The organism is Desulfoluna butyratoxydans, from assembly GCF_900699765.1.
Lineage (GTDB): Bacteria > Desulfobacterota > Desulfobacteria > Desulfobacterales > Desulfolunaceae > Desulfoluna > Desulfoluna butyratoxydans.
This window is the reverse complement of sequence record NZ_CAADHO010000013.1, coordinates 1-23,632: the sequence shown is the minus strand read 5'-3', so window position 1 is coordinate 23,632 and position 23,632 is coordinate 1. Positions and strand designations below refer to the sequence as shown.

The 23,632-nt window shown below is 58.3% G+C and carries 17 protein-coding genes and 3 tRNA genes; 8 read left to right on the top strand and 12 right to left on the bottom strand.

Translation table 11 applies throughout. The annotated features are described in order from the left end of the window. Positions 1-80: 80 nt before the first annotated feature. From MSL71_RS23780 to purM, 3 genes are all read right to left on the bottom strand, one after another. Complete coding sequence (locus MSL71_RS23780; protein WP_180146109.1) at positions 81-1,415, bottom strand: sodium-dependent transporter; 1,335 nt, start codon at positions 1,413-1,415, stop codon at positions 81-83. A gap of 416 nt (positions 1,416-1,831) precedes the next feature. Next, a complete protein-coding gene (tsaD, locus tag MSL71_RS23775) occupies positions 1,832-2,851 on the bottom strand; it encodes a tRNA (adenosine(37)-N6)-threonylcarbamoyltransferase complex transferase subunit TsaD (RefSeq protein WP_180146106.1) in 1,020 nt (339 codons plus the stop codon). Between the two features lie 138 nt (positions 2,852-2,989). Then, on the bottom strand, positions 2,990-4,033 hold the full coding sequence (gene purM, locus MSL71_RS23770; RefSeq protein ID WP_180146103.1) for a phosphoribosylformylglycinamidine cyclo-ligase: 1,044 nt from the start codon (positions 4,031-4,033) through the stop codon (positions 2,990-2,992). Positions 4,034-4,574: 541 nt separating this feature from the next. Here purM and MSL71_RS23765 point away from each other — a divergent pair. The 5 genes from MSL71_RS23765 to recQ all read left to right on the top strand — a co-directional run bounded on the left by MSL71_RS23765 (position 4,575) and on the right by recQ (position 9,089). Next, positions 4,575-5,879 (top strand): homoserine dehydrogenase, encoded by a 1,305-nt coding sequence (locus tag MSL71_RS23765; RefSeq protein ID WP_180146100.1) that lies wholly within the window; start codon positions 4,575-4,577, stop codon positions 5,877-5,879. A gap of 100 nt (positions 5,880-5,979) precedes the next feature. After that, a complete protein-coding gene (thrH, locus tag MSL71_RS23760) occupies positions 5,980-6,600 on the top strand; it encodes a bifunctional phosphoserine phosphatase/homoserine phosphotransferase ThrH (RefSeq protein ID WP_425484456.1) in 621 nt (206 codons plus the stop codon). Between the two features lie 2 nt (positions 6,601-6,602). Continuing rightward, entirely contained in the window at positions 6,603-6,917 is a 315-nt protein-coding gene (locus MSL71_RS23755) for a DUF167 domain-containing protein (protein ID WP_180146097.1), read from the top strand. A gap of 66 nt (positions 6,918-6,983) precedes the next feature. After that, positions 6,984-7,060: transfer RNA gene (locus MSL71_RS23750), tRNA-Met, on the top strand. 193 nt (positions 7,061-7,253) lie between these two features. Beyond that, complete coding sequence (recQ, locus tag MSL71_RS23745) at positions 7,254-9,089, top strand: DNA helicase RecQ (RefSeq protein ID WP_180146094.1); 1,836 nt, start codon at positions 7,254-7,256, stop codon at positions 9,087-9,089. 174 nt (positions 9,090-9,263) lie between these two features. Here the strand turns inward: recQ and MSL71_RS23740 are convergent, their stop codons facing one another. Further along, positions 9,264-9,515 carry a hypothetical protein gene (locus MSL71_RS23740; protein WP_180146092.1) on the bottom strand — a complete coding sequence of 84 codons (252 nt, stop codon included), beginning with the start codon at positions 9,513-9,515 and terminating at the stop codon, positions 9,264-9,266. Between the two features lie 366 nt (positions 9,516-9,881). Here MSL71_RS23740 and MSL71_RS23735 point away from each other — a divergent pair, with 366 nt between their 5' ends. Both MSL71_RS23735 and MSL71_RS23730 read left to right on the top strand, forming a co-directional pair. After that, entirely contained in the window at positions 9,882-10,301 is a 420-nt protein-coding gene (locus tag MSL71_RS23735) for a MarR family winged helix-turn-helix transcriptional regulator (RefSeq protein WP_180146089.1), read from the top strand. Positions 10,302-10,604: 303 nt separating this feature from the next. Further along, on the top strand, positions 10,605-11,255 hold the full coding sequence (locus MSL71_RS23730; protein WP_180146086.1) for a flavodoxin family protein: 651 nt from the start codon (positions 10,605-10,607) through the stop codon (positions 11,253-11,255). Positions 11,256-11,385: 130 nt separating this feature from the next. On the opposite strand, the gene MSL71_RS23725 is transcribed toward MSL71_RS23730, so the two are convergent. The 8 genes from MSL71_RS23725 to MSL71_RS23690 all read right to left on the bottom strand — a co-directional run bounded on the left by MSL71_RS23725 (position 11,386) and on the right by MSL71_RS23690 (position 22,503). Beyond that, positions 11,386-15,759 (bottom strand): coiled-coil domain-containing protein, encoded by a 4,374-nt coding sequence (locus tag MSL71_RS23725; protein ID WP_180146083.1) that lies wholly within the window; start codon positions 15,757-15,759, stop codon positions 11,386-11,388. Position 15,760: 1 nt separating this feature from the next. Further along, complete coding sequence (locus MSL71_RS23720; RefSeq protein ID WP_180146080.1) at positions 15,761-16,543, bottom strand: hypothetical protein; 783 nt, start codon at positions 16,541-16,543, stop codon at positions 15,761-15,763. A gap of 599 nt (positions 16,544-17,142) precedes the next feature. Further along, a complete protein-coding gene (locus tag MSL71_RS23715) occupies positions 17,143-18,666 on the bottom strand; it encodes a hypothetical protein (protein WP_180146077.1) in 1,524 nt (507 codons plus the stop codon). A gap of 650 nt (positions 18,667-19,316) precedes the next feature. Further along, positions 19,317-20,426 (bottom strand): redox-regulated ATPase YchF, encoded by a 1,110-nt coding sequence (gene ychF, locus MSL71_RS23710; RefSeq protein ID WP_180146074.1) that lies wholly within the window; start codon positions 20,424-20,426, stop codon positions 19,317-19,319. 98 nt (positions 20,427-20,524) lie between these two features. Then, positions 20,525-21,427 carry a glutamate--tRNA ligase family protein gene (locus MSL71_RS23705; protein WP_246317901.1) on the bottom strand — a complete coding sequence of 301 codons (903 nt, stop codon included), beginning with the start codon at positions 21,425-21,427 and terminating at the stop codon, positions 20,525-20,527. Positions 21,428-21,794: 367 nt separating this feature from the next. Continuing rightward, a tRNA-Met gene (locus MSL71_RS23700) sits at positions 21,795-21,871 on the bottom strand. A gap of 138 nt (positions 21,872-22,009) precedes the next feature. Beyond that, positions 22,010-22,086 (bottom strand) — tRNA-Met (locus MSL71_RS23695). Positions 22,087-22,167: 81 nt separating this feature from the next. Further along, entirely contained in the window at positions 22,168-22,503 is a 336-nt protein-coding gene (locus MSL71_RS23690) for a rhodanese-like domain-containing protein (protein WP_180146069.1), read from the bottom strand. A 231-nt stretch (positions 22,504-22,734) separates the two neighbouring features. On the opposite strand from MSL71_RS23690, the gene MSL71_RS23685 reads away from it, so the two are divergent. Then, complete coding sequence (locus MSL71_RS23685) at positions 22,735-23,502, top strand: HD domain-containing protein (RefSeq protein ID WP_180146066.1); 768 nt, start codon at positions 22,735-22,737, stop codon at positions 23,500-23,502. Positions 23,503-23,632: the final 130 nt, after the last annotated feature.

Here is a 23,632-nt window from a genome sequence, read left to right as displayed (position 1 = left end):
GACCCGAACTTTGGCCTGACCCTTTTCTGCCTTTAGCCTTTAGCCTTTCGCCTTTTAGCCCTTCGCCTCACCCTTCCCTTTTACCACTTAAGACCTGTAACGAAAATCCACCCGATGGCCGCAGGGGCCACCACGCAGCAGATCACGCGCCAGGCGGGATAGATGGCAAGAGGCTTTCCGTCGGAACCAGAGAGTTCCTCTTTGGCCATGGCGTGGAGTCCCCATCCGGCGAGAAGGGCAAAGCCCATGCCGCCTAAGGGCATGATCATGTTGGAGGCCATGAAGTCCATGGCGTCAAGAAAGGATTTTCCGGCGATATTGAGGCCGCCCCCCAGGCTGATGGCCGAAGGGATCCCCAGACAGAACGTAAGACAGGTTACGGTGAGGGTCGCCTTGCTGCGGGTCCATTTGCGATCGTCCACAAAGTAAGCGCAGATCACTTCAAGCTGGCTCATGGACGACGTCAACGAGGCAATGACCAGAAGAAAAAAGAAGAGCACGGCAAAAAGGGCGCCCCCGGGCATCTTGCTGAACACCGCAGGAAGGGTGACAAAGGTGAGGCCGGGACCGGAGCCGGGCTCAAGGCCGAAGGCAAAGACCGCCGGAAAAATCACCAGGCCGGCAATAAGCGCCACAAAGCTGTCCAGAAAGCAGATCTGAAACGCCGGGCTGACGATGGGCTCGGACTTCTTCAGGTAGGACCCGTAGGTCAGCATCACCCCGATGCCGATGGAAAGGGAGAAAAAGGCCTGGCCCAGGGCGGCGAGGATCATGGCCCCGTTCACCTTGGAAAAATCGGGTTTCAGGTAAAACGCCAGCCCTTCGGCAGCTCCGGGAAGGGTCACGGACCGCACGGCAAGAACGATGAGGAGCAGGAAAAGCACGGGCATAAAGACGGTGCAGAACTTTTCGATGCCGTTGCCGATGCCCCGTGCCACCACCCCGAAGGTTCCCAGCATAAAAAGGGCCTGGTAGAAAATGACCATCTTCGGGTCTTTCACAAAGTTACCGAACACCGCCCCGGCCGACGGCACATCCGTGCCCAGGGCCCCCATGAGGGCATCCACGGTGTACTTGATGGTCCACCCACCCACCACACCGTAAAAGCTCAGGATAACGATGGCGGCAAAGATCCCCATCCCGCCCAGGGGGGTGAAAAATTTTCCAGCCACCCGCCGAAGGGACCCCACCGGGTCGCCCTGACCTCTCCGGCCCACGACAAATTCGGCGAGCATCACCGGCATGCCGATACAAAACACCAGCAGCAGGTAGATGAGCACGAAGGCCGCGCCGCCGTTTTCACCGGCCACAAAGGGAAATCGCCAAATGTTGCCAAGCCCCACCGCCGATCCGGCAGATGCAAGGATAAAGCCGATACGGCTTCCGAACTGATCTCTGTTTTCTACCTCTGACACGAATGACTCCCGGCCTTATTCAACCGTGATTAAATAAGGACATGCTTGATCCTGGCCCGCTGCGTCACGGGCTGTTTATGTTAAAGCCTTAAAAAAACCGAAACACGCCGCGGCAACCACGCTGCCTGCGCATGGTACACCGCACGCACCATGTGCCGGTGCGGTCTTCGGCCCCTGGAAGGCCCTTATTCGCTTGAGATGTGAATGCATGAACGACGTGATACAACTCTGAAGAGAAGAACAGCGCGAGAAAACACACAAAGGGGATGCATCGCAAAACGAACACACTCAACCAAACCCGTGACATCTCTACGTGAACGCAACCGGGTTGGTCAAGAATAAAATGGCGCACCGGACGATCCGCCGATTTGTTAAAACAAAGCGCCCGGAGCTATGGATATCTATAAAACCGCCCTTTATTTGTGCTTGGTATTGGACGGCAGGCGGGCCCGGGAATACGCATCATCGTTCAGCCCCAGGGTGCTCCCCTCCATAAAACGGTGGTAACCGATGGCACCGATCATGGCTGCGTTGTCCCCGCAGTACTTAAGCTCCGGGGTATGAAACGAAAGGCCCCGGCGGGATGCCGCCTTTGCCACCATGTCCCGCACTCGGGAGTTGGCCGCCACGCCGCCCACCACGGCCACATGTCGGCATCCCTTGACCTTGGCCGCATACATCAGCTTGTGGCAGAGCACCTCGGCCACTGACTCCTGAAAGCCTGCCGCAATGTTTCGGAGACGCTCCTCATCGGGCTCGGGGAACTCTTTGAGATGACGGCCCACAGCGCTCTTGAGACCGCTGAAACTGAAATCAAAGGCCTTCTTGTCCAGGTAGGGCCGGGGAAAGGAGATGGCCTTGGGGTCCCCTTTTCCTGCCAGGCCGTCGATGACCACCCCACCGGGGTAGCCGAGGCCCAGCATCTTGCTCACCTTGTCGTAGGCCTCGCCCACGGCGTCGTCCCGGGTCTGACCCATGAGTTCGTACTCGGTGGGCCCGGTGACGTAGTAAAGGCTCGTATGCCCGCCGGACACCAGCAGGGCCACATAGGGGAAGGAAGGCGGGTTATCCCCCAGGAAAATCGAGGACATGTGCCCTTCCAGGTGGTTAACACCCACACACGGGATTCCCAGGCCCCAGGCAAAGGCCTTGGCATAGGAAAATCCCACCAGGAGCGCTCCCACCAGGCCGGGTCCCTGGGTTACGGCCACCGCATCCAGCTCGGAGCGGTCTATTCCTGCAGTCTCAATGGCCTCCCGTACCACGGGCACAATGGCCTCCACATGCTTCCGTGAGGCCAGCTCCGGCACCACGCCTCCGTAGACATGGTGCACAGCCACCTGGGAAGCCACCACAGATGAAAGGACGCGGGTTCCGTCCTCCACCACGGCAGCGGCGGTTTCATCACAGGACGACTCGATGGCAAGTATCTTCATGGGTTACTACACTCCTCATTTCCAAAAACAAAAGGCCATTTCCATCGGGCAAACCGGTGAAAATGGCCGCATCATCATGTTGTGTTCACGCACTCCGAAAGCTCGTTGCGCGGCTTATGGCAGACAGGGACGTCGGACTTACACCCACTCCACCCGGGGGGCTCCCTCTTCACGCGTGTCGATCTCGCCGATGATCCAGGCCCTCTCTTCCATGGCCTCCAGCATATCCAGCAGCGCCTGAGCATACTCCTCGGGAACCACAACGGCAAGTCCGATGCCGTTATTAAAGGTTCGCATCATCTCCCCATCCGCCACGTTACCCGCCTCTTTGAGCCAGGTAAAGACCGGCGGCACCTCCCAGCTGTTGCGTTTCAGCACGGCTTTGCACGCATGGGGAATGATACGGATGATGTTTTCGTCCAGTCCTCCGCCGGTGATGTGGGCAAACCCGTCCACCTTGATGCTCTTGAGCATTCCCTGCATGAGATCGGAATAGATCCGTGTGGGGGTGAGAAGCTCTTCGCCCAGGGTCTTGCCGAACTCGGGCACGTGACTCTCAACCGTGAGCTTCATCTTCTCGAAGCAGATCTTACGTACCAGAGAAAACCCGTTGCTGTGCAGGCCCGTGGAGGCGATGCCGATGATCTTGTGCCCCACATGAATCTCGGAGCCGTCCACAATCTTGTGGTCGTCCACGGCCCCTACGGCAAAACCGGCAAGGTCGTACTCCCCCTCGCCGTACATACCGGGCATCTCGGCAGTCTCTCCGCCGATGAGGGCACATCGCGCCTGGCGACAGCCTTCGGCGACTCCTTCAATAATGGCCTTGGCAATATCTGTGTCCAGGTGCCCCATGGAGATATAATCCAGGAAAAACAAGGGTTCGGCCCCTTGCACTGCGATATCGTTGACACACATGCCCACCAGATCGATCCCCACCGTGTCGTGCTTGCCCATCTGAAACGCAATGTTGAGCTTGGTGCCGACGCCGTCGGTGGAGCTCACCAGTACGGGCTTTTCCATGCTGGATAAATTGGGCGAAAAAAGCCCGCCGAACCCGCCGATGCTTCCCATCACACCGGGCCGATTGGTCTGTTTGGCGATCTTCTTGATGGAGTCCACAAGGGCGTTGGCCTTGTGGACATCAACCCCCGCATCTGCATATGTTAACGACTCACTCATGGTATGAGGATACCTCCGGAAAATTGATCACCCGCGAACCGCTGATTTAAGACGGCCGGATCAAGGCCCAAACCATCGTGTTGCCAGCGCCCCCCCGCGCATCACGATCCCCTGTAAAATCCGTACTCGCGGCTGTCATTGTAAAATCACATACCTAAACAGATTCCTTTAAAAAGTCAAACCAAAAGGGCGCCCGACGCACCGGTTTTCCCGGCCGGGACGCTCCGTGACGCGCCTGTTTTCCCAAGCCAGACCCCGAGGCATCAACCATACAACATCCTGTGGTTCCGCCTAATTAAACCATGATATATTGTTAAGCAAAGCCCGTTTGCCCCCTTGTCATCAGCCCCATCGCCCCGCCCAAAGATTTTTTTTTGACATCCAGGGCCGTTGTATTGTACGTTTGCCTGTATTTTACATGGTTTTCCATCGAGCGCGCCAAGAGAAAAGAGCGTTGTAATATCAGATTGTTACAACACACTTCCCTGGCCTGTATCTCAGACTATCACGTTTTGCCGCTGCCTCAAAGGAGCTCCCGCTTATGAAAACGATCAAAATCGGTATCCTTGGACTTGGAACCGTGGGAACGGGTGTGGCCCGCATGCTTGAAAAGGAGAAAGATCTCATCTCCTCCAAGCTGGACGCCGAACTCGTCATTGCCAGAATTGCCGACCTCGACATCGACACCGATCGAGGCCTTACCATCTCCCGCGACCGCCTCACCACCGATGCCTTTGCCGTTATCGATGATCCCGAGATCGACATCATCGTGGAACTCATCGGCGGAGAGACCTTTGCCAAGGAGTGCTTCGAACGGGCCATCGCCAAAGGTAAACACATCGTCACCGCCAACAAGGCCCTCATCGCCGCCCACGGAAACGACCTCTTCCGCCGGGCCGCGGAGCAGGGTGTGGACATCGCCTTCGAAGCGAGCGTGGCAGGCTGCATTCCCATCATCAAAACCATGCGGGAAACCCTGGCCGGCAACACCATCCACAGCCTGGCCGGCATCATGAACGGCACCTGCAACTACATCCTGACCAAAATCACCTGCGAGGGAAGCAGCTTTGAAGATGCCCTGGCCCAGGCCCAGGAGAGCGGCTTTGCAGAGGCCGACCCCACCCTGGATATCGAAGGGTACGACACAGCCCACAAGCTGGCCATCCTGAACTCCCTGGCCTACGGCATGAAGGTTAACTTAGACGACATCTATGTGGAGGGTATCACCCGGGTCACCCCGGAAGACATCCGGTTTGCCGATGAGTTCGGCTACCGCATCAAGCTGCTGGCCATCGGCAAACGCACCAACGGTGCCGTGGAAGCCCGTGTCCACCCCACGATGATCCCCAAGGACAACCTCTTTTCCAGTGTCAACCACGCTGTTAACGCCGTCAATGTCTGCGGAAGCGCCACCGGGGACATGTTCCTCGTGGGCCAGGGCGCGGGCATGCTGCCCACGGCCAGCGCCGTGGTAAGCGACCTGGTGGACATCGCCCGAAACCTCATCACCGGGGCCGGCCAGCGGGTTCCCTACCTGGCTTTTACCAGCGAGCGCATGAACGATTTGCCCATCCTGCCCATGGATGAGGTAACCTGCCGTTACTACGTCCGGTTCAAGGCCATGGACAAGCCCGGGGTCCTCTCCCGCATCTCCGGTATCCTGGGGGAATACAACATCAGCATCCGCTCCGTGCACCAGAAAGAAGGTGGCCAGGGCGACGGCTCCGTCCCCCTGGTCATGCTCACCAGCGTGGCACGGGAAAAAGACATGAGGCAGGCCCTGGCCGACATCGAGTCCCTGGACATCATCCAGGGCAAGGCCGCCCTGATCCGCATCGAAGAGTAAGGTATCCGGGCCCGTCCGCAGAAAGATATTGGGCGGGCCCGTCCCTTTTTCATAACCCCGCCTCATGGGCGTACCCACAAAGAAACGGAAACCGCACACCATGATGAACATCATCTGCTCCGACCTGGAAGGGGTCTTCATCCCTGAAATCTGGATCAACGTGGCTGAAAAAACCGGTATCGAAGAGTTGAAACTCACCACCCGGGACATCCCCGACTACAACGTGCTGATGAAAAAACGCCTGGGGATCCTGAACGCCCACGGCCTGAAGCTTGCCGACATCACCGAGGTCATCGACACCATGGACCCCATGGAAGGCGCCGCCGACTTCGTGGCCTGGATGCGTGAAAATGCCCAGCTCATTATCCTCTCCGACACCTTCGAGCAGTTTGCAGGCCCCTTCATGCGCAAGCTGGGCATGCCCACCCTCTTCTGCCACCAGCTGAAAATCGATACGGACGGACGGGTCACGGACTACTGCCTTCGTCAGCAGGATCAGAAGAAAAAGGCGGTCATGGCCCTTAAAGGGCTCAACTACCATGTCACGGCCTTCGGGGACTCCTACAACGACGTCTCCATGCTCAAGGAAGCCGATCAGGGTTTTCTCTTCAGACCCCCTGCCAACGTCATCGAAGAGTTCCCCCAGTTCCCGGTGACCACCAGCTACGACGAACTCAAGCCCCTGGTGGCCGCCTCCCTTGAAACCGGGGCAGCGCGCTGATCATGTTTGCCGTCGAAGAAAAAAAGGGAGACCTCTTCTTCCGCATCTTCGTGCAGCCGAAGTCCTCGAAAAACATGATCTCCGGCATCCACGGAGACGCCTTGAAGGTGAAGATCACGGCGCCTCCCGTGGACGGAGCGGCCAACGCCATGTGCATCAAGTACTTCGCCAAATTCCTAGGGGTCTCCAAATCATCCGTGGAAATCGTCTCAGGACAGACAGGACGGAACAAACGGGTCCGCGTGGAGCTTGGGGCGTCGCCCGGCGATGAAGAAAAGCGGCGGAATATCGTGAAATTACTCACATCGTATGCTTAACGGCGATTTTTTTACGATCCCTTCCTTGACAAGGATCCAAGGCCCATGTATATTCCCTCACATTGTTGCGGGGTGGAGCAGTCTGGTAGCTCGTCGGGCTCATAACCCGAAGGTCAGTGGTTCAAATCCGCTCCCCGCTACCACCGCTTTCAAAAAGCCTTGAAGGACATTCCTTCAAGGCTTTTTTTGTTTGGTCCACATTTTCCTTCGACGCCTCCTTCTCTCCTATCCAGGAAGACAAAGGGGATGCCATCCCACCCTGTTTCTGATATGAACCACACAGACATGCATAACGCTGTCCCATGACGCCAAGAAACAGGAGCCGTTGTACCGCCCATGCACCACCAGCCCCCGGAAACCATTCTAAAAAACGTCTTTGGTTATGAAGCCTTCAGGGGCAACCAGAAAGCGATCATCGACAACCTCCTGTCCGGCGGCGACGCCCTGGTGCTCATGCCCACGGGCGGGGGAAAGTCCCTCTGCTATCAGATCCCGGGCATTCTGAGGCCCGGCACCGCTGTGGTGGTCTCCCCTCTTATCGCCCTCATGCAGGACCAGGTGGAGGCCCTGCGCCAGAACGGGGTCAGGGCGGGCTACCTCAACTCCTCCCTGTCCCAGGCCGAGGCCCTGCAGGTGGAGCGGGCCATGGCCCAAGGGGAGATGGACCTGGTCTATGTGGCGCCGGAGCGGCTCATGACGCCCCGGTTCCAGGAGCTCCTCACCCGGACGCCCCTGGCCCTCTTTGCCATCGACGAAGCCCACTGCGTCTCCCAATGGGGGCACGACTTCCGCCCCGAGTACATGCAGCTCGCCATCCTTGCCGAACGATTTCCCCAGGTCCCCCGCATTGCCCTCACCGCCACGGCCGACCCCATCGTGCGGGAGGAGATGGCCGAGCGCCTCCACCTCACACAGGCCAAGCGCTTTGTCTCCAGCTTTGACCGCCCCAACATCCGTTACCGCATCGTGGTAAAGAACACCCCCAAAAAGCAGCTTCTGGACTTCCTGGAGCAGGAGCACAACGAAGACTCGGGCATCGTCTACTGCCTGAGCCGTAAAAAAGTGGAGTCCACCGCGGCCTGGCTCTCGGACAAAGGCTTCACCGCCCTGCCCTACCACGCCGGGCTCCCCCAGCAGACCCGGGCCGAAAACCAGCGCCGGTTCATCACCGAGGAACAGGTGATCATCGTGGCCACCATCGCCTTCGGCATGGGCATCGACAAACCGGACGTCCGCTTCGTGGCCCATCTGGATCTCCCCAAGAACCTGGAGAGCTACTATCAGGAGACCGGCCGGGCCGGACGCGACGGCCTGCCCGCCGACGCCTGGATGGCTTACAGCCTGGGGGACGCCGTCTTCCTGCGCCAGATGCTGGATTCATCCGAAGGAAACGAACAGTTCAAGCGGATCCAGCACCAGAAGCTCAACGCCATGCTGGGCTTCTGCGAGATCACCGGGTGCAGGCGCCAGGCCCTCCTCGCCTATTTCGGCGAAACCCTGGAGACCGCCTGCGGCAACTGCGACACCTGCCTCTCCCCGGTGGACACCTGGGAAGGCACCACCGAAGCCCAGAAAGCCCTCTCCTGCATCTACCGCACCGGGCAGCGCTACGGCGCCGGGCACCTCATCGACGTGCTCCTGGGCAAAGGCACCGACAAAGTAGAGCTCTGCGGCCACGACTGCGTCTCCACCTTCGGCATCGGCAAAGAGCTCTCCGACGCGGAATGGCGCTCCGTCTACCGGCAACTGGTGGCCGGGGGCCTCATCAGCGTCAACGCCCAAACCGGAGGGTTCCGGCTCAACGAAAAGTCCATGCCTGTTTTAAAAGGCCAGCAACAGGTCAGCTTCCGCAAAGACCCCACCCCCACGCGCAGGGGCAAACAGGCCGGGCGACGCTCCAACGCCTCCCGCCTCATGGAAGAAGTCTGCGTAGCCCCCGGCGCCAGGGCCCTCTGGGACAAACTCAAAGCCTACCGCAAAGAGACCGCCGCCGAGGCCGAAATCCCTCCCTACCTCGTCTTCAACGACGCCACCCTGGCCGATCTCATCGACAAAATGCCCACCGACGACCTGGAACTTCTTGCCGTTTCCGGCATTGGCCAGCAAAAGCTCTCCTCCTACGGCGACGAGATCCTGGCGATTATCGACGAGCACCTCAAAGATTTCATTTAGATAAGAACACATAGAGCAGCACAAAAAACATACTGATACAGGAAAATTCGGCAGGTGGAATCGCCCGCTAAGACGCGAGCACTTAGGCCGTTATGCACAAAAAAAGCCACACAGCAGTGCGGCGCTCCAGGCTTCCGATACCCCTTTGTGGGTAGCCTCCTTTAAGGGCTCTTCTCAATGGGGAATGTTACCGGGTGGCATGGCATCCGTCAGACTGAAGTAGACCAATTGCCACTGGCCTGAGGCCACGTCATGACGAATGAGATACACGCCCCCGTCGTCACCCCGGCATTTGAAGTAACGATGGTCCGGGGCCAGCCATTGGTCCAGAACCTCCGCCACGCGGATGAGGTTCTCGCCGATGGAGATCGCCCGGGGCGTCTCCTCTCCCCGGTATCCAGCATAACAGCTGACATGGATTTTCATGGCGCCCCCCCCATTACAACGTGAAATCCTTGATTTACACAGAAACGAAATGAATCTGATAGACACCTGAATAAATACATACCCGCATATGATTCAAAAAATCCAGCCTGTACTCTTCAACATTGACAGAGAGGATACACCTGCTCAAACTGGACAAAACGATCACCGCCCCCGTTGCACACATCGCATGGTGCCAAGAAAAATAACCTTGGCATGTCCCCCCCCGACGATGGATGCATACCCAAGGCCGGTAATAAAGAACATCCAACAGCACAAAATGCACATGAGAAAACGAAAAAACATTCATATTGACAACTGACCGCCATTTAGTTAGTTTCACCCTAACAAATAAAAAAGGACTCACCAATGACCTCAGATGATCGTATGCATCACATAGTAAAAAGATTCTATGATGCTTCCACAACCTGCAGCCTGGAAATCTCAGAACAGTTGGGAATGTCTCAGCTGCAAGTGAATCAGATCCATTACCTGAAGCTCATTGATGAACATGACAGCCTCACGTTCAGCCTCATGGCGGAACTTCTCGGAATTACCAAGCCTTCTGTAACGGAAATCGTGAACAAACTGATCAGGCTCGAGTGCGTAACAAAAACGCAATCCCCGGATGACGGCAGGGTTTATTTTATTGAACTTTCAGAGAAAGGACGAAATATTGCGCGTTCACGAGCGCTCTCTGAAAATAAAATAATCGAGCTCATCCTGAAGAAACTTGACCCTAATGAAGTAGAAACATTTATCCGCTTGCTCGACAAAATTTCTGGATAGCATCGAGAACACACCCGGCCTTAATTTCCAAAGGCCAACTACATTGAGATGTTTGCCTCTGGACGCTCTGCCGGGGCAAGCCGTTAAAACGTTATCATAACGTGCTCTCCCTTGCTTTACGACCACATCCAGCGACATGCCAGATGGATTTCAAACGCAACAACCCTTCAAAATTCATTTAAATTGGGCTCAACGCCCCACTACAAACAAACCGGTAAAATTCGTCTGCACCGCCATATTAATTAGTTTAAACTTAACTAACAATAAAATCAAAGCCCCATGATTTAAAAGGAACCACCAACTATGAATGTTATCGCAATAAACGGCAGCCCCAGAAAAGAGTGGAACACAGCAACCTTGATTCAAAAAACACTTGACGGCGCCTCTTCCCAGGGAGCGGAAACGGAGTTGATCCATTTATATGACCTTGATTACAAAGGCTGCCGAAGTTGCTTTGCCTGCAAAAAAAAGGGGGGCCGACATTACGGGGCCTGCGCAATGAATGATGAGCTGACATCGGTATTAAATAAAATTGAGCATACCGACGCCTTGATCCTGGGCTCACCGATCTATTTTGGCTCGGTTTCAGGTGAAATGCGGTGCTTTCTTGAGCGAGCCCTCTTCCCAAAGTATGTGTACGCCAACCCGTATCAAACCCTCTTTCCGAGAACCATCCAAACGGGCTTTATCTATACCATGAACGTCACAGAGGAAGGGATGAAAGGGTATGGATTTGATGCCCATCTCAACTTAAATGAAACGCAATTAGAGTTTGTTTTCGGTAAATCCGAAACCCTCTTCTGCCATGACACGTATCAGTTTAATAACTATGACACGGTTGTTCAGTCCTGTTTCGATCCGGTGAAAAAAGAGAAACAGCGTCAAGAGGTCTTCCCGTTGGATTGTGATAAAGCCTTTGATATGGGACGCAGGTTCGCCAGCCCCAATCAATAAAGCCACAGCGCAAAAACAAAACGAGCCCTGAGCAATCCGTCAGGATCACTCAGGGCTCGTTCATACCCAAACGTTTTTGATCACACTTTTTTCAAAAAGTTTGGCCCCCGGCAGGGCCGCCGGAGGCAGCTTATACCCGTTCCAGGTTCTGTTCGATGACCTCCAGGTGGTTGTAGTCCACGCCTTCGATCTGGACACGTTTGCCGCTTTTGCGCACGGCCACGCGGTGTTCGAAGAGGCCCAGGGACTCGGTGTCGTTGATGCCGGTAAAGTAGACGCACTGGATGCCCATGGCCCGGGCCACCTTGAGCTGGGCGTCCAGGAAATCCGACCGGTTACAGACGCCCAGGGGGTTGTCTGCAATGAGGAAGGCCGGGAGGCGATCCTCTTTACGGTTGCGGCGTTTCTGGCGCATGGAGGTGAGCAGGGCGTAGAGGAGCACGGCCGTGGTGAGGGCCTCGCCGCCGGAGCCCAGGTCCTTGCCCACCTGCTCGTAGCGCCTGCCCGTGTCGTCACACTTAAGGAGGCGCACGGCAAACTCGCTCTTTCCGGTGGCGGCCTGGAGAAGGCGATACATGAGCTCGGCCCCCAGCATGTTGCCGGTGCGGGCGTTGACCTCGGGCATGCGGTTGGCCTCGATGAGCTCGTGGAGCCAGTTGTCGATGGACTCGCGGAAAGCCTCTTCATGACGTGCAAAATCAAGCCGCCGGCTGCAGCGCAGGATCGCTTTTCCGCCGTAGATAAAGACATCGTCGGGCATGGTGATGCGGGTGGCGGTGAGAAGCTTCTGGTGGCACTCCTTGACGTGCTGGAGCATCATGCCGATGAGGCTGCCCACAAATTTTTCCGACCGGGCCAGATCGCTCTCGATGTTTTCGGCCAGGTCCTTGCAGGTGGCCACCATGGCGGCACTCTGGGCTCCCAGGGTTTCTGCATCGTGACGACGCAGCTCGTCCACCACCGCAGGCAGGGCTTCTTTGAGCTTCTCATCGGAGAGGCTCACCTGAAGGCGGTCAAAGGCCGCGGACATCACCCGGTGCTGGCGAACGCTTTCGGCCACGGAGTCGGCTTCCAGGCGGATCACCTCCTCCACCTCTTTGAGGAAGACCTCGGCGGCCACCACGGGGTTGGCGCACTCCACAAGCTCGGGCCACTCGCGCCTGGGCGACTCCTCATCCCAGACCGGGGTGTAGTCCTTGATGCGTGCGGTGCCCAGGTCCAGAGAGGTGGACCAGGTTTTGACCATATCCGCCTTGCTCTTGAGCTTGGTCTGTCTGGTCTCCAGGTCCATGAGCTCTTCACGCAGGCGGGCCCCTTCCAGGGAGCACCCCTCCATGGCCTCGTCCAGGGCGTCGGTTTCCAGGGTATCGGCGGACACATCCGGTGTCACGCCCCTGCCCTTCCAGCGCCCCAGTTCCAGATCCAGGCGCTGCTTCTCGCGGACAATGCCCTCCTGCTTGCCCACAAAGGCCCCTTTCTGCTCCAGGGTCTCTTCCAGCATGGCGGCCAGGGCCTCCATCCGTTCGGCACGTTCGGCGTCGGTATGTGAAGCCCAGGTCTCCACCAGGGCCTCGTCCAGATCGTACTCGCGGCGGGAGCGCTCCAGCTCCGCCGCCTCTTTCTGACGCTTTGCCTTGAGCTCGGTGAGCTCGGCCGCCAGGGACTCGATGCCCAGCTCGCCTGCCACCCGGCGCTCCCGCTCCAGGGCCTCTGCATACAGAGAGGCCAGGGCGGAAAGATCCATCTCCCGGGCTTCCTGTTTCTGGTCCTCATCCAGCGTGGCGTCCCCCTGGGGAACGAGTTCGGCCTTTTCATCCAGCCGCTTGACCGACGCCTCATTGCGGGCAAGGAGTTCCACAAGGCGCGTCATCTCGTCGCCCAGTGCCTCCCGGCTCTCACGGATCTCTGTCTTGCGCCCTTCAAAGGAGGAGAGGTTCCGGTTCTCGTCGTTGAGGCTCTGCTTCCAGGCCTCCAGCTCCCCGTACTGAGTCTGCCAGGCGGTAATCTGCTGCATGCGGCGGGTAAGTTCGCCTTCCTTCTCCGTGATGCCCTTGGCTTCACCTTTGAGGCGGTTCTCTTCGGATAGAAGCACCCTCTGGGCCTCTTCAGCCCTGGCGATCTCTGCCTGGATCTCCTCCACCCGATGCCCGGCTTCGGTGAGCTGGCCTTCCAGGGCCTGGAGCCCGGACTCGTCGGGATACTGTTCCAGATAGGCTGTCAGGAGCCTTGCGGCATGTTCCATCTCCGCCAGCAGGGCCTGCTCAGAAACCAGGGTCTCCACCAGGGCGGCGCGCCTGGCCTTCAGCTCGGTGATACGGGTTTCAATGAAGGAGGGGCTGTAGACCGAGGCGTCGGCCGGGGCCAGTACGTGGCCCTGACAGTCGGCCACCTCCTCAAGGGCAGAGGGCACGGAGATCACCACCGGCCGCGTCAGCCAGTCCGGAGTGGACAGGGCTTTCACCTTTTCCAGAACCTTGTCGTTTTTGGCCATGATCCCGGTAAAGCGCCCCGGGTCTTTTTCAAGGAACCGGGCCACCACCTGGGGATCGCCGTACTCTACGGCAAGGTAGTCGGGAAACGCCTTGACGTCGGCAGGGGAGACGCCCTCTTCCTGGAGCCATGCCAGCAGGCGACGGGTGTCCGCGTCCACGGCAAGGGTCTCGGTGGTGGAGAGGCGCTCGATGTCATCATCCAGGGTAAAGCGACGATGGTTCTGCTCGGCCACGGCGTTTCGCTTGCGCTGGAGCATCTCGGCAACCCGGGAGGCCAGGTCCGGCCGATGGGGGGACAAGTCGCTGCACCCGGCAACAGCAGCCAGGTGACGGTTGGCCTGGAGGGACTCGCGGGCAGCTTTTTCCTTGTCCAGGGCTTCAGCTGCCTTCTTAGCAGCGGACTCGGCCTCCACCTGCTCCCGCTGGCTTCTCTTCCAGAGCTGCTTGGACTCCTCCATCTCCAGGTAGAGGTCCTCCAGGGAAGCAATAATCTCTTCCCGACGCGAGGCATGCTGGCTCTGCTCTGTTTTCAAGTCTTCCAGGGCCTCTTCCGGGGACTGATCCTGCGCCAGGGCCAATGCGGTTCGGGAGGTTTCGGCGGCGTCGATGAGGGTGGTGCACCGGGTAATGGTGTGCCTTGCCTTCTCCACGTCCGATGCAAGGGCTTCGGCCTCGGCTTCGATGGTTCGACGCCTGGACCCGGCGGCCTGCTGCTCCTCCTTCAGGCGATGGCGTTCCTTTGCGGCCTCGTCCCGTTCCGAGGCAAGGCGGTGATGATACTGGGAGGACCGGACGGAGATCTGCTCGCGCACGGGCGCCAGGGCGTCGTCCTTGTCGGAGAGGGCCTTCTCCCGGTCGTCGATCTGTGCGGACAGGCGCCGGATTTTTGCGGCCAGGCCCGCCCCGCGCAGGGAGGCCTGCTCCCTGCGGCCGGAGGCGTAGGCCTCTGTGGCCGCGTCCACCTGCTCTTTGAGGCGCTTCTCTTCCCGGGCGTATTTTACCGACTCCAGGTAAAAGGCGTTGGCCCGGGTGCGATTCAGCTGCAAGGTCACGGCATCATGGGACTCGGCAGCCTCATGAATCTTGACCGCCACCTCCTTGCCCCTGGCAGCCGCAGCAGCCTTTGCCGTTGACAGAAGACGGCGGGCCTCACCCAGGCGCAGGCGAAAGGCATCGGTGTCGTCACCGGCGCTGCGCCACTTGCCGCTGACCGCCTCGAACTCGGAGAGTTTCTCCCGAAGCCCCCAGGCCGCCTTGAGCCGGGCCTTCTTCTCGGGGCGATGGCGCATCTTCTCCATGGACTGCAGGGTGGTCTCCCTGAGCTTTGCCGCCACGTCCAGGTCCGTAACGCACCCCAGGAAAAAGCCCATGAACTCCTCTTCGTTGCGGAACTTGAAGGCATCCTTGATGCCCCCTTCAGACCGGGCAAAGTCCACCTGACGGTTCACCAGCCAGGGGTCGAGGTCGAGTTTTTCCAGGTGCTCTTCCCAGTCCCGCTGGGAGGTGGTGGAGGTGACCCTGGGGGTGATGTACTCCCGTGCGGCGGTAAAGGGCTTCTCCTCGGCGGAGAGGCCCGGCCAGGCAAAGCGAAGTTCGTCGAACAGGGACTCTTCCGAAGAGGTAAAATAGATGCGGTCGATCTTGCCCGCCGCCCCTTTGTGGCGATAGATGAGCTGCCCCACCAGGAGGTGCTCTTCGGGCTCGGCCTCAAAGAGGGTGGGCTCCGCCGTGACGGTGAGGTTGATGAGCACCACGGCCGGGCGCCCGGGGATCAGGTACTGATCCAGGCTCTTGTCCCCGCCGGACTGAAGGTGCTGGACAAACCGACGCTGTTCCGGGCAGAAGGCGCTGAGCAAAAACGAAAGGAGCGTGGTCTTGCAGGAGCCGTTCTGGGCAAAGAGCACACCGTGGTCGGCACGCTCCCCCTCACGGCAGATGGGAAAATAGCCGTTCTGGACGATGTTCTCGCCGGCCGCCACGTCACTGATAAAAAATCTGCTGAGTCGATACATCTTAGTGCGCCTCCTCTTCTGCCTGGACCTCGGCCTGCTCCTCGGCCATCATCTGATGATCCTCCACCACGTCGCGGAAGGCATGGAACGCATAGACCGTGGCATTCTTCAGGGCCGCCTGGTACGACGGCGTGGGCCGGTACTCCAATTCTCCGGGACGGTCCTCAAAGGCCAGGAGGTAGCCCGTCTCCACCATGTGTTCGAAGACCCGCTGGATGAGCTCCACCCAGCTGTGGCCGCCGCCTGCGCGCTTGCTGTCGGGGTTCTCCTCGGGAAGCTCCCGGAACCTCTTGGCCGCGGTCCGCACCTCGGGATGGACCAGGTCGTCGTCCTCTTCCATCTGGGCTTCGGCCTCTGCAAAGCGCCGGAGCACCTCCACAACGTCTTCCACCATGGCAATGCCCAGGTCCTCCACGGGCGCGTCCAGATCCGCCTCAGACGGGAAAAACGCCGTGGCAACCGCGCAGTGCACCATGAGCAGCTCGGCTGCCTTCAGCTCGTTACGGGCCAAGATCTTGCCGTACTCGGTGAGGTTTGCCGCAAAAAAACTCCCGGCATGCAAAGCGGAAACACGAAGGGCAAGGGCCTCCACGTCCAGCACCTGAAGCTCTAGGCCGGCGAGGCCGTCATGGACCATCACCTGGAACTGGCCGTCCGCCTGGTATCGCTGGACCAGTTCTTTGGCCTCGTCCTGATGGCGTCCCACCAACTGCTTGCGCCCGTTGCTGTGCGCCAGGCTGAGATAAATCAACCGATTGACCTGATAGATATCGTTTGTTTCCAATTATATTTCGCCTCCGGCGGCAAGGGGATGATCCCCTTGACCCCATATGGCATCCGGCTCGCTGGCGCTCACCGGATGCGAAAAGGATGATATGGTCAAAGTAGGTTCAAAAAGCATGCCTCCGGCGGCGAGGTGTGCCACCTCGAAAGCAGGTTACGAATGCGCTTTTCCCCTCATTCCTCGGGAAAAAACACATTCGTCTTTGATTTAAATTGACTTGAATCCACGTTTTAAAACCTGTTCGTTAAACTGTAGCTATTCAGTTGCCTCCGGCGGGTCGCCGAAAGCTTGCGGCCGAACCACGACGTTCGTAAGACCTGTTTGCCAAACTTTTTAAAAGTGTGGCCTCCGGGGGCATTTTTATAACAGGCGCAGCCCGTCAGCAAATGTGAGGAACCCGAGAAACGAGGGTTCAGAGCATTTGCGTCTCTGGCCCTTTATCCTGTTTTCCGAAAAATGACATGGGCCTCTCCAGCATAAACGGTTGCCCCATGTCACACATCTCGCGAATGCCCCGATAACGATTGTATGCTGGCGGCCTCCACGCATTCGCCATAAGGTTTCCAGGTGCCCCTACCTGGCCGCCGGAGGCTGTTTTTTTAATTCGCCTCGCCCTCGGCAAGGGGCACCAGGACCAGGTTGTGGCCCCGGTAAAGGCGCCCGTCCGGGAGTCGGGCGGAGAAGCGGCTTTCGGTGTCTGCCAGGCGGACCTGGACACGGTTCTTTGCGGCGGTGCGAGGGTCCACAAAGCACTGAAAGACAGTCATGGCGGCGGCAACGGCCATGGGAGCGCCGTTGTCGCAGGAACGGTCCATGAGGTCGGAAAGGGCCAGGAAGCCTTCTTTATAAACGGCGTTGCGCATAAAGGCACCGGCCGAGGCCATAAGCTCTTCGGTGAGTTCCGAGTGGTAGGTTTCCAGATCTTCGCCGTCGATCTCGCAGACGGCCCGCTGTTTTTCCTGGGGGCCGCTCATGCGTTCGAGGAACCGGTCCATGGCATCCATAAGGGTGGCAGGGTCAAACAGGGAGGGCCGGGTGGGCGGGTCAAAGCGGGCGATAAATTCCATGCCCACCTCCGCGGCTTTGTGCTCCTCCAGCCTGGCCACCCGCTTGAGCACCTCGTCCGGTGAGGGGAGGATGCCGTAAGAGTTACGCCGGAACAGCTTGTGGCTGTGTTTGTGGTAATCGTCGGGCAGGCGCTGGAGTTCGCCCACCAGGTCCATCTGGCGGGAGTTCAGGTGCCTGAGCTGGCCTGCCAGCTGGTGCAGCTTCTCCTCAAGGTCCGCATCGGAGGTGTCCTGAAGATAGGCCATAACCAGGGTCTGGAGACGGCTGCTCTCCTCCTGGATCTGGAGGGCCTGGCCCGCGCCTTCGTCGGCCATGGCGTTGATCTTTGCAAACTCCACGGCGTGGATGTTCCGGGCGATGGCCCGGCGCACGTTCCTTATATCTCCGGCCTTTCGAAAGCACTGCTTCTGGTTCTGGTCCGCCACCAGAATGGCGTCGTCCACGTTGCCGCGTTCGATGAAGAGCTTGATTCGAAGGTTGCCGATGGCTGTTCCGTCCAGGGCGCTTGTTTCGTGCAGGCCGAAGTACGCGGCATAGCCTTCGTCTGTGAGGGCAAAGGAGGTGGTCTCTCCGTACCCCGTATACACGGCCTTGATAAGCCAAAACTTCCGGGTATCAAACCGGCCCTCCTGGCCGTCGTAGTAAGGGTATTCAAAGGGAAGGTAGCGCCGCTCCCGGTTGGAGAGGTGGTCAAAGACGCGGCTGATCACCTCGTCAAGCTCGTCGTCGGTAATCTCGACCCCTGCGGCCTCGGCCTGCACCCGGGCCGATGACCGGATGCGCCCGATCACCTCGGTTCGGGAGGCCCCCACCTGGTACTCGGTCACCTCGGAGATGGTATCTAAAATGGCAAAGGCCAGCCAGCAGAGATCCAGCACTTCCCAGGCCTTGCCCCCGGCTTCGCCGAACCGGAACCGCCGGGCCTCCAGCTCATAAATGGGCCGCATGACAAGGCCCGAATGGACCACCCGGGTGACGTCCGATTCGCGGGTTCGAACCGTCCTGGACTCCCCTTCGCCCTCAAGGCGATTTTCCTCTGTTGTCAACGTATCCAACGTGCACCCCTGTATCTATCTGATCCGGTCTCCACGCACTCGACGTTGACCCGGCACCATACAAAATTCATGCTGCGGTCAAGCCCGCGCCAAAAACAAAAAGCCCCTTGATGGGGCCTTTTTTAGGTATCACATTTTTTTGTCAGTGACACCCTGAAATCGAAGGGTGCCAAGGCACAAAAACACCCTCGTCCCCATTGGTCCCGGGGGTGTTTTTATCATTCCAAAGGCCGAAGCCCCTCTCATCCTTGGGCCGCCCCCCTGATAGGATCTATGCTGCCGTCTGAAAACAACGCCAGGGGCATGGGAGAACCGCCCTTTCCGATCTCAACCCACCCTCCGGTATTGTCACCCCGCATTGACAGAAAGAGATTAAACAGAGTCAACCATCTTTCCGCGCACCCATAACATTTCGGGCACTTACCCGTTCAACCTGAAACTATGGGAAAGACCACCGAAGGCAGCAGCGAATTGAGTCGACACAAGGGATCTGCTCGGAAGTAAGCAAGACAGGAGGGAAGAAGGAAATCCAAGGGCTGGAACGGTAACATTCCGGTTCCCCGGCCTGCAGGCCCCAAGGGGCCTGCCACCGATCCGGCGCGGCCTTCCCGATGGTTCGGGAAGAGCACGCCGGGGAGCCGGGAACCTCGCTATACGTTGAAGCGAAAGTGCAGCACTTCGCCGTCCTGCACCTCGTACTCTTTGCCTTCCACGCGGAGCTTGCCCTTCTCTTTGAGGGCGGCCTCGCTCTTGTATTCGAAGAGCTCTTCGCAGTGGTAGACCTCCGCACGGATGAACCCGCGCTCGAAGTCGGAGTGGATCACGCCTGCGGCCTGGGGAGCTTTGGCCCCTTTGGGGAAGGTCCAGGCGCGGACCTCTTTTTCACCGGCCGTGAAGTAGGTCTGGAGACCCAGCATGCTGTAGCCTTCGCGGATGAGGCGATGGAGCCCGGACTCTTCCAGGCCTGCGTCCTCCAGGAAGGCCTTTTTCTCCTCCTCGTCGTCCATTTCGGAAATTTCCGATTCGAACTTACCGCAGATCACCACCACGCCGGATCCGTCTTTTGCGGCAAATTCACGGACGCTGGCCACGTAATCGTTCTCGCTGCCCAGATCGTCTTCCCCTACGTTGCAGCAGTAGAGCTGTTTTTTCTGGGTAATGAGGTGCAGGTCGGAGATGAGCTCAATTTCACGCTCATCCAGCTCCAGGCTTCGAGCGGGCTGCCCCTCTTCCAGGGCCGCCTCCAGCTTTTTCAAGACGGGCTCCAGGGCCTTGGCCCTGCCGGAGACCTTCTTGTCCTGGGACTTGAGGAGCTTGGGAAGACCGGTCAGGCGCTTCTGGACCGTCTCAAGGTCGGCAAAGGCCAGCTCGATGCTGATGGTCTCGATATCGCTCACCGGGTTGACCTTGCCATCCACATGGACCACGTCGTCGTCATCAAAGCAGCGCACCACATGGATAATGGCACCCACCTGACGGATGTGACCGAGGAACTGGTTGCCGAGCCCCTCCCCCTTGGACGCCCCGCGAACGAGGCCTGCAATGTCCACAAACTCCACCACCGCGGGGATCACCTTCTGGGGAGGGATCAGCTCCGTGATGCGGTTCATGCGCTCATCGGGCACAGCCACAACGCCCACGTTGGGCTCGATGGTGCAAAAAGGGTAGTTGGCCGCCTCGGCAGGAGCGGAGGTCAGGGCCGAAAAGAGGGTGGATTTACCGACGTTGGGCAGGCCAACAATACCGCAGTTCAATTGCATGGGTCACAAAACTCCTTCAAAAAATAAAAAAGAGAACACCCGACCATACGGGCCTTCTCATCGGTTCAATGGTGGTTACCGTCTCTATGCACCGACACTCAGCGTTCCGGGTCCCCGGCACATTGAGACGCCCCTGCGCAGGCAATGAGGTCTTCTGGGGCCGACACCCCATGGGCGCATCCCAGAAACCGGGCTGCAGCCTTCCAGGCCACATCAGGGGTTATCCCGGCTTCACGCATGTCTTTCAGGGCGTAAGCCCCCCGGGATTTCGACAGCTTCTCGCCGTCCTCCCCGGGAATCAACCGATGATGCAAAAAGGCGCAACGCTTGAAATAGGACGCATCAAACAGGTCCGCCAGGTAGAGCTGCGCGGCCGTTGACGGCAGAAGGTCTTCGCCCCGGACGATAAAATTGATCTGGCCGGCCTCGTCTTCCAAGAGACTGGCAAACTGATATGCGGGCTGATCGTCCTTTCGCCAGAGCAGAAAATCCCCGAAGGTTCTCGACAGGTCCAGGCTGCGGCCGTTCACGCTGACCATGGCGCCTTCATCCACCTGCACCCGCATGGCGGTCTTCTGGGGCACCAGCGCAAGTCCGCAGTGACGACATGTCCCGGGGTAGAGACCGTCGGGAGACGCCTTTTTAATGGTGCTCCGGGAGCATTCACAGGCAAAGAGCTTTTCGGTGGCCTTCTGCAATCGGTCCAGCTCGCCCCGGTAAAAAGCACGTCTTTTCTGGAGAGAAAATGAGCTGTGAAACGCATCCGGTCCAAAGGGCCCGCTGTCCCAGTCCAGCCCCAGCCACTCCAAAGAGGTGAAAATATCTTCCAGCACCTCGTCACGGAACCGGATCCCGTCCATGTCATCAATGCGCAGGTGAAGGGTGCCGCCCCTGGCCCGGACCAGGGCCCAGGTCACGAGAAAATTCACCGCATTGCCCAGGTGCAGGTAACCACTGGGAGTCGGCGCTATGCGCGACACAGGCTTTTCAGGTATCTCCATCCTGTCCAAAGGCGTTGTTTCCATGGGGCAAAAAAGGGTTCTCCCTCTGTTGGGCCTCTTAAAAAGCGCATCGATTCAAAACGAACCTACATATCACTGTTTTTATTCCATGTCCAATATCGGATGGGTCAGATACCGGCAGAGCGCACGCCAGCAACATAAATACCTGCGGCATTGTTGCCCGGTATAACCCTTTGCCCTTCGCCTTTAGCCCTTTACCCTTTACCTTTCGCCCTTTGCCTTTCGCCTTTCGCCTTTTGCCTTTTGCCTTTTGCCTTTCGCCCTTTGCCCTTTGCCCTTTACCTTTTGCCCCACCAAACGCAAAAAGGCCCGGAAGAGAACTCTTCCGGGCCTTCGTATTTTTTATTGGTAGCGGGAAGCGGATTTGAACCACTGACCTTCGGGTTATGAGCCCGACGAGCTACCAGACTGCTCCATCCCGCAACAATGAGACGCACACTACTCCCCGCGCCGGGGGATGTCAAGGGATAAAAGCAAAAAAGATGCCACATGCCATTTCCCATGACGCAAAATGCAAAAAAGGCCCGAAAGAGAACTCTTTCGGGCCTTCGTATTTTTTAGTGGTAGCGGGAAGCGGATTTGAACCACTGACCTTCGGGTTATGAGCCCGACGAGCTACCAGACTGCTCCATCCCGCAACAACGAGACGCACACTACACCCCAGCCCGGGTGATGTCAAGGCACAAAAGCAAAAAAGATGCCACCCTTGTTACCCTCACCTATGGCAGGCCCTCCTTATGCTGCTCCCACCCCAGGATCCCCCCTTCGATATTGTAGACCCCGGTAAACCCCTTGGCCGCCAGGAACCGCGAGGCCAGCCTGCTCCGGTTGCCGCACCGGCAATACACAAGCAGGGCGGTGCCCTTGTTCAGCTCCCCGGCCCGCTTCCTGACCTGAAACAGCGGAATATGGATGGAACCCTCAAGGTGCCCTCCGTCGTACTCCGCCTTCTGCCGCACATCCAGAAGGGTCCACCCGTCACTGTCTGCCATTATTTTCCTGGCCTGTTCCGGGCCAATGGAGGTCACCGGAAGAAAAAACCGAAACCACGTCATTCAAGAGCTCCTTTCATTCACTCGCCAATACTGATATGCCTGTCGAAAAGAAATGCAACGGTTCAGTTGCCCCCGGCGGGTCGCTTTTTTGAACAAAAGCTCCGCAAAAGAATGTTCCGAGTACACCGTACCATACGGACACTGCAGGCCATACAAGCCCGTTCATCCAGAATGCTCCCCGTCTGTGTGCCCGCATGTTTATCATGATCATCACAGGATCCACACAGCCCAATGAATCATCTCAACCAATGGTTTGACGACTACACCGCCTCCTTTCTCACCGGCTCCGAGAAAAACGACCGAAACATCAACCTCAAACGGGACCACACCCAGAGGGTTCGCGCCGAGAGCCGCTTCCTGGCAGACGCCCTGGGCCTCAACGAGCGGCAAACAGCCCTTGCCGACCTGGCCGCCCTCCTCCATGACATCGGCCGTTTTGAACAGTTCCGACGCTTTCGCACCTTTGTGGACGACCGCTCCACCGACCATGCCCGACTCGGCCGTGACATATTGGAGGAACAGGACTGCCTCGCACGGATGGCCCCTTCCGACGCCGACCTCATCAAACGAGTGGTCCTCTATCACAACCGGGCCTTCCTGCCGGAGGATGAGTCCGAGGAGTGCCTGTTTCACACCCGCCTCCTGCGGGACGCCGACAAGCTCGATATCTGGTTTGTGGTCACCTCGTATTACAAGGAGATGAAGCTCAAGCGAAACACCACCCTGGAACTCGGCCTGCCCGACACTCCGGACGTCTCGAAGAAGGTCCATGAGAGCCTTATGAACCGAACCGTGGTTCTCAAAGAGCATCTGCAAAGCTTAAATGACTTCAAGCTCCTGCAGATGGGCTGGGTCTTCGACCTCAATTTCACCCCGTCCATCAAACGCCTGGAGGAGAAAGGCTACCTGCGGATGATCAGAGAGACCCTGCCGGAGGATCCGAGGATCGATGAAATCTACGACAACATAGCCCGATACATGGGGGAGAAGGGGGCTTAAGGGCTAAGGGCTAAGGGCAGCCCTTTCAAGGTGGTAAATATAACTATACCTAAAGGCCCAAAATGACGTGATAAAATCTAGACAAACCACTCTTTAAAGGTTATGGTAAAGTTAAACAATAACCTATTAT

Bases quoted from the DNA above. Each gene is read 5' to 3' on its own strand.
- tsaD (WP_180146106.1), bottom strand. From the start codon at position 2,851: ATGAAGATACTTGCCATCGAGTCGTCCTGTGATGAAACCGCCGCTGCC.
- purM (WP_180146103.1), bottom strand. From the start codon at position 4,033: ATGAGTGAGTCGTTAACATATGCAGATGCGGGGGTTGATGTCCACAAG.
- MSL71_RS23765 (WP_180146100.1), top strand. From the start codon at position 4,575: ATGAAAACGATCAAAATCGGTATCCTTGGACTTGGAACCGTGGGAACG.
- thrH (WP_425484456.1), top strand. From the start codon at position 5,980: ATGATGAACATCATCTGCTCCGACCTGGAAGGGGTCTTCATCCCTGAA.
- MSL71_RS23755 (WP_180146097.1), top strand. From the start codon at position 6,603: ATGTTTGCCGTCGAAGAAAAAAAGGGAGACCTCTTCTTCCGCATCTTC.
- recQ (WP_180146094.1), top strand. From the start codon at position 7,254: ATGCACCACCAGCCCCCGGAAACCATTCTAAAAAACGTCTTTGGTTAT.
- MSL71_RS23740 (WP_180146092.1), bottom strand. From the start codon at position 9,515: ATGAAAATCCATGTCAGCTGTTATGCTGGATACCGGGGAGAGGAGACG.
- MSL71_RS23735 (WP_180146089.1), top strand. From the start codon at position 9,882: ATGACCTCAGATGATCGTATGCATCACATAGTAAAAAGATTCTATGAT.
- MSL71_RS23730 (WP_180146086.1), top strand. From the start codon at position 10,605: ATGAATGTTATCGCAATAAACGGCAGCCCCAGAAAAGAGTGGAACACA.
- MSL71_RS23725 (WP_180146083.1), bottom strand. From the start codon at position 15,759: ATGTATCGACTCAGCAGATTTTTTATCAGTGACGTGGCGGCCGGCGAG.
- ychF (WP_180146074.1), bottom strand. From the start codon at position 20,426: ATGCAATTGAACTGCGGTATTGTTGGCCTGCCCAACGTCGGTAAATCC.
- MSL71_RS23705 (WP_246317901.1), bottom strand. From the start codon at position 21,427: ATGGAGATACCTGAAAAGCCTGTGTCGCGCATAGCGCCGACTCCCAGT.
- MSL71_RS23690 (WP_180146069.1), bottom strand. From the start codon at position 22,503: ATGACGTGGTTTCGGTTTTTTCTTCCGGTGACCTCCATTGGCCCGGAA.
- MSL71_RS23685 (WP_180146066.1), top strand. From the start codon at position 22,735: ATGAATCATCTCAACCAATGGTTTGACGACTACACCGCCTCCTTTCTC.